Raw genomic sequence first — 4,928 nt, 5'->3', positions numbered from 1 at the left:
GGCCCCCGGCACGCCGCCGGGCGCGCTGCCGGCCACCGGCGCCGCCGGCTCGCCATCGCACAAGGAGTCGACTACCAATTATGAAGTCGACAAGACTGTGCGCTACGAGCAACGCGGCATGGGCGGCCTGCGCCGCCTGACCGTGGCGGTGGTGGTCAATTTCAAGCGCATCGTCGATAAGGACGGCAAAGTCACGGTAAAAGCCTATACTCCTGAAGAGATGGCCAAGATCAATGATCTGGTCAAGCAGGCCATGGGCTATAACCAGGACCGCGGCGACGCCGTCAGCGTCGCCAACTCGCCGTTCGACGGCGTCGACAAGCCGTTCGAGCGCCCGCCTGACTGGTGGCGCGATCCGGCCAACTTGCCGATGGCCAAGGATCTGGCGAAGTTCCTGATTACCGCCCTGATCCTGCTGTACATCGTGATGCGCATCGTGCGTCCGATGATGCGCCCGGTATTCAAGAAAATCGACGAGATCAACGCGCCGGAGCCGGAACCGGAAGTGCCGGAAGAAGAAATCGAGGATGGTCCGGACGAGGCCCTCATCGCCGAAGAAGCACTGCGCAAAATGGAAGAGAGCACCGCCCGCGGCTACCGCGAAAACCTGGCCATGGCCAAGAAACTGGCGGTGGAAGACCCACGCATTGTGGCCAACGTGATTAAGGAATGGATAGGCGCCAATGACTGAGAATACCGGACTGCAAAAAGCCGCCATCCTGATGTTGGCGATGGGCGAAACCGAGGCCGCCGAGGTAATGAAATTCCTCGGCCCGCGCGAAGTGCTGAAACTCGGCGCCGCCATGGCCACCATGAAAAACGTGCCGCACGAGGAAGTGGTCGGTACGCTCGACAATTTCCGCGACATGGTCGCGGCCGCCTCTACCGTGGGCCTGGATTCGGACGAGTACATCCGCCAGGTGCTGACCAAGGCGCTGGGCGACGACAAGGCCTCGGTGCTGCTGTCGCGGATTCTGGGCGGCAAGGACGCGTCCGGTATCGAGTCGCTGAAGTGGATGGATTCGCAATCCGTCGCCGAGCTGATCCGCAACGAGCACCCGCAGATCATCGCCACCATCCTGGTCCACCTGGAGCGCGACCAGGCCTGCGAGATTCTCGGCAACTTCACCGACCGCCTGCGCAACGACGTGGTGCTGCGTATCGCCACCCTGGACGGCGTGCAGCCGGCCGCGCTGCGCGAGCTGAACGACGTGCTGACCAAGCTGCTGTCGGGTAACGAGAACATCAAGAAATCGACGCTGGGCGGGGTGCGTGCGGCAGCCGAGATTCTTAACTTTATGTCCGGCGAGCAGGAAAGCTCGGTCATGGACAACATCAAGAACTACGACAACGATATGGCGCAGAAGATCATGGACGAGATGTTCGTGTTCGACAATCTGATCGATATCGACGACCGCGGCATCCAGCTGCTGCTGCGCGAAGTGCAGTCCGAGATGCTGATCGTGGCGCTCAAGGGCGCCTCGCAGGAGCTGCGCGACAAGATCTTCAAGAACATGTCCGCCCGGGCATCGGAAATGATGCGCGAAGACCTCGAATCCAAAGGTCCGGTGCGCCTGTCGGAAGTCGAAACCCAGCAAAAACAAATTCTGCAAATCGTGCGCCGACTGGCCGACGAAGGCCAGATCGTGCTCGGTGGCAAAGGTGAGGATTCCTTCGTTTAATGAGTATGCACAGCAAAGACGCGCAGCCGGCCTTCAAACGCTGGGAAATGACCTCGTTTGGCGACGAGCGCCCCAGCACGGTGGCGCTGCGCGAAGCGGAACAGCGCGAGATCGACGCCGAGAACGCCCGGCTGGAAGCCGAACAGCGCGTGCACGAAGCCTTGCAGGCGCAGCAGGAACAAATGGAAATGGGGCCGCCGCTGCCGCCGCCCATCGAATACCCGACCGTCGAGGAACTGGAAGGCATCCGCGAGGACGCCCGCAAGGATGGCTACCAGGAAGGCCATGAGGCTGGCCACGCCGACGCCATGGACCTGGCCAAGGAAGCGCTCAAAAGTGAACTGGAGCAAGTGCGCGTCATCGCCGACAATTTCACCACCGCGCTGCAGGACGCCGACCAGCTGATCGCCAACGACGTGCTGGAGCTGGCGCTGCAACTGGCCAAGGGCATGCTGAAGAACGCCTTGCAGGTCAAGCCGGAACTGATCCTGCCGATCGTGCGCGACGCCATCGAATACCTGCCGGTGCTGCAACAACCTGCCCTGCTGGTGCTGCATCCGGACGACGCCGCCACCGTGCGCGCCGGCATCGGCGAGGAGCTGGACAAGGGCGGCTGGCGCGTGGTCGAAGACCCGTCGGTCGGCCGTGGCGGCTGCAAAGTCGATACCGCCAGCAACACCATCGACGCCACCGCCGCCGCGCGCTGGCAACGCCTGAGCCACGCGCTCGGCAAGGAAGTGGACTGGCTGGACTGACGCCATGGACACCATCGACCGCAGCCCCGCCGGCAACACCGCCCCTGCCGCCAGCCCGCACGCCGGACGCTGGAAATCCTATCTCAGCGATTGCGCCTCCCTGACCAGCATGGTCGAGCCGATGCAGATCTCCGGCCGCGTCACGCGCGTAGCCGGGCTGGTGATGGAAGCGGTCGGCCTGCGCCTGGCGGTGGGCGCCGCCTGCACCATCCCGCTGCCCAACGGCGGCAAGATCGAAGCCGAAGTGGTCGGCTTTGAGGGCGACAAACTATTCCTGATGCCGCAGTCGGACGTCGAAGGCGTGGTGCCCGGCACCCGCGTCTTCCCGGTCGAGCCGGCCATTCCGAAACCGGGCAGCGTGGCCCATCCGCGCCGCCGCCCGAGCGACCGCGCGCGCCACCTGCCGGTCGGCGTCGAACTGCTGGGCCGGGTGGTGGATGCCGCCGGCCGCCCGCTCGACGGCAAAGGCCCGATCAACGCCGTCGACAGCGCCCCGATCAATACCCGCCCGGCCAATCCGCTGGGCCGCGCCCCGATTGTCGAGACGCTGGACGTGGGCGTGCGCTGCATCAACGCCATGCTGACCGTGGGACGTGGCCAGCGCATGGGCCTGTTCGCCGGCTCGGGCGTCGGTAAATCCGTGCTGCTGGGCATGATGGCACGTTACACCGAGGCCGACATCATCGTGGTCGGCCTGATCGGCGAACGGGGACGCGAGGTCAAGGAATTCATCGAGCAAATCCTCGGCGAGGATGGGCTGGCGCGCTCGGTCGTCGTGGCGGCCCCGGCCGATACGCCGCCGCTGATGCGCCTGCAAGGCGCGGCCTACTCCACCGCGATTGCCGAACACTTCCGCGACAAGGGCCAGAACGTGCTGCTGATTATGGATTCGCTGACCCGCTACGCCATGGCGCAACGGGAAATCGCGCTGGCCATCGGCGAACCGCCGGCCACCAAGGGCTATCCGCCGTCGGTATTCGCCAAGCTGCCGGTGCTGGTCGAACGCGCCGGCAATGGCGAACTGGGCGGCGGCTCGATCACCGCCTTCTACACCGTGCTGACCGAGGGCGACGACCAGCAGGACCCGATTGCCGACTCGGCAAGGGCGATTCTGGACGGCCACATCGTGCTGAACCGCCGCCTGGCCGAAGCCGGCCACTACCCGGCCATCGACATCGAACAGTCGATCAGCCGCGCCATGCATTCGATCACCTCGCATGAGCACCAGACCAAGGCGCGCCAGTTGAAACAACTGTTCTCGCGCTTCGAGCGCAGCCGCGACCTGATCAGCGTGGGCGCCTACGCCGCCGGCACCGACCCGGTGCTGGATCAGGCTATCCAATTGCATGATCGGATAGAAAATTTCTTACAGCAACAAATCACGGAACAGGTCACCATGGGCGAGAGTTTGGGGCAATTGACCTCTCTATTCGACTGATTGATCTGGCTGGACGTTCCTTATAATTCTCACCATGGCCTCCAAAGCGCAACTTGAAACCCTGATGGACCTGGCGCGGCGTGAAACAGATGACGCCGCCAAACGGCTCGGTGCCGCCCTCAAAGCCGTGGACGAGGCCAAGCAAAAGCACGAGATGCTGATCGGTTTCCGTGAGGAATATGTCAAGCGTTTCGAGGCAGCCCAGGCGGCCGGTATCACGCCCATGGCCTACCGCAACTTCGTGGCGTTCATCGACAAGCTGGAAGTGGCGATCAAGGGTCAGCTGGAAATGATACGGCACGCCCAGTTGCGCAGCGAGCAAGAAAAAGCAGCGTGGCAAGGCAGCGAGCGCAAGCGCATGTCGTATTCCACCCTGAACGACCGGGCCGATGCAGCGGCGCTCAAGCTGGAAAACAAGCGCGACCAGAAAGCCATGGACGAACACGCGGCACGCGGGGCGTACTACAAACGATGACACGAGAGAGCGCGTAACATGCAAAGCAATAACCTCCAGATTCCCAGCCTGAATGCCAATGCAGTGGCCGCGCCCAAAGTCAACCTGAACCTGAGTGCGGGCGGCGACAACAGCGCCTTCAAGCAGGCCCTGTCGCGCGAGATCGACCAGCGCCAGGCCACCAGCACCAGCACCAGCAACCAGCCGGCCAGGAACGCCGACCGGCCGAACGCGTCGCGCGCCTCCGCGCCGAAGCAGCAGGCCGCACAGGCCAAGCAGCCGCAACCGGACCAGACCGAAGCGCCAGCCAATACCGAAACCGCTACCGCATCCGCCCCGGCGCCAGTGCCGGCCAAGACCGCCTCCAGCGATAGCAACAGCAGCGACGACCAGGCCAACAGCGATGCCCAGGCAGCGCAGGCGGCTGATCCGGTGGCCGACATGCTGGCCCTGGTGGCCGCCTTCAACCAGCCAGCCGCGCCAGTTGCCGCACCGGCCGCCACTGCGGCTGCGGATGCTGCAGCCGCCGCGATAGGCGCCAATACCGGCAATGCCACCGGCGGCGCCGCGCTGGCGGCAGATGCTGCCGCTGCGCAGGC

At 64.3% G+C, this 4,928-nt stretch carries 5 protein-coding genes and 1 pseudogene; all 6 read left to right on the top strand.

Features of this window, described 5'->3' with window-relative positions:
• A partial coding sequence (locus GTP69_RS30645; RefSeq protein ID WP_308494484.1) for a flagellar M-ring protein FliF C-terminal domain-containing protein occupies positions 1-691 on the top strand: 691 nt, incomplete at its 5' end.
• Complete coding sequence (gene fliG, locus GTP69_RS30640) at positions 684-1,682, top strand: flagellar motor switch protein FliG (RefSeq protein ID WP_110844722.1); 999 nt, start codon at positions 684-686, stop codon at positions 1,680-1,682. The genes GTP69_RS30645 and fliG, both read left to right, overlap by 8 nt.
• A complete protein-coding gene (locus GTP69_RS30635) occupies positions 1,682-2,437 on the top strand; it encodes a flagellar assembly protein FliH (RefSeq protein ID WP_161058403.1) in 756 nt (251 codons plus the stop codon). Before fliG ends, GTP69_RS30635 begins: the two co-directional genes overlap by 1 nt.
• A gap of 4 nt (positions 2,438-2,441) precedes the next feature.
• Positions 2,442-3,875, top strand: coding sequence for a flagellar protein export ATPase FliI (fliI, locus tag GTP69_RS30630; RefSeq protein WP_161058402.1), 1,434 nt, complete (start codon positions 2,442-2,444; stop codon positions 3,873-3,875).
• Between the two features lie 34 nt (positions 3,876-3,909).
• Entirely contained in the window at positions 3,910-4,350 is a 441-nt protein-coding gene (gene fliJ / locus GTP69_RS30625) for a flagellar export protein FliJ (protein ID WP_161058401.1), read from the top strand.
• 18 nt (positions 4,351-4,368) lie between these two features.
• A pseudogene (locus GTP69_RS30620) lies at positions 4,369-4,928 on the top strand (flagellar hook-length control protein FliK); the annotation flags it as partial.

It is taken from the genome of Duganella levis, assembly GCF_009857605.1.
Lineage (GTDB): Bacteria > Pseudomonadota > Gammaproteobacteria > Burkholderiales > Burkholderiaceae_D > Rugamonas > Rugamonas levis.
The sequence above is the reverse complement of the archived record's forward strand: the minus strand, read 5'-3'. Positions and strand labels throughout refer to the sequence as shown.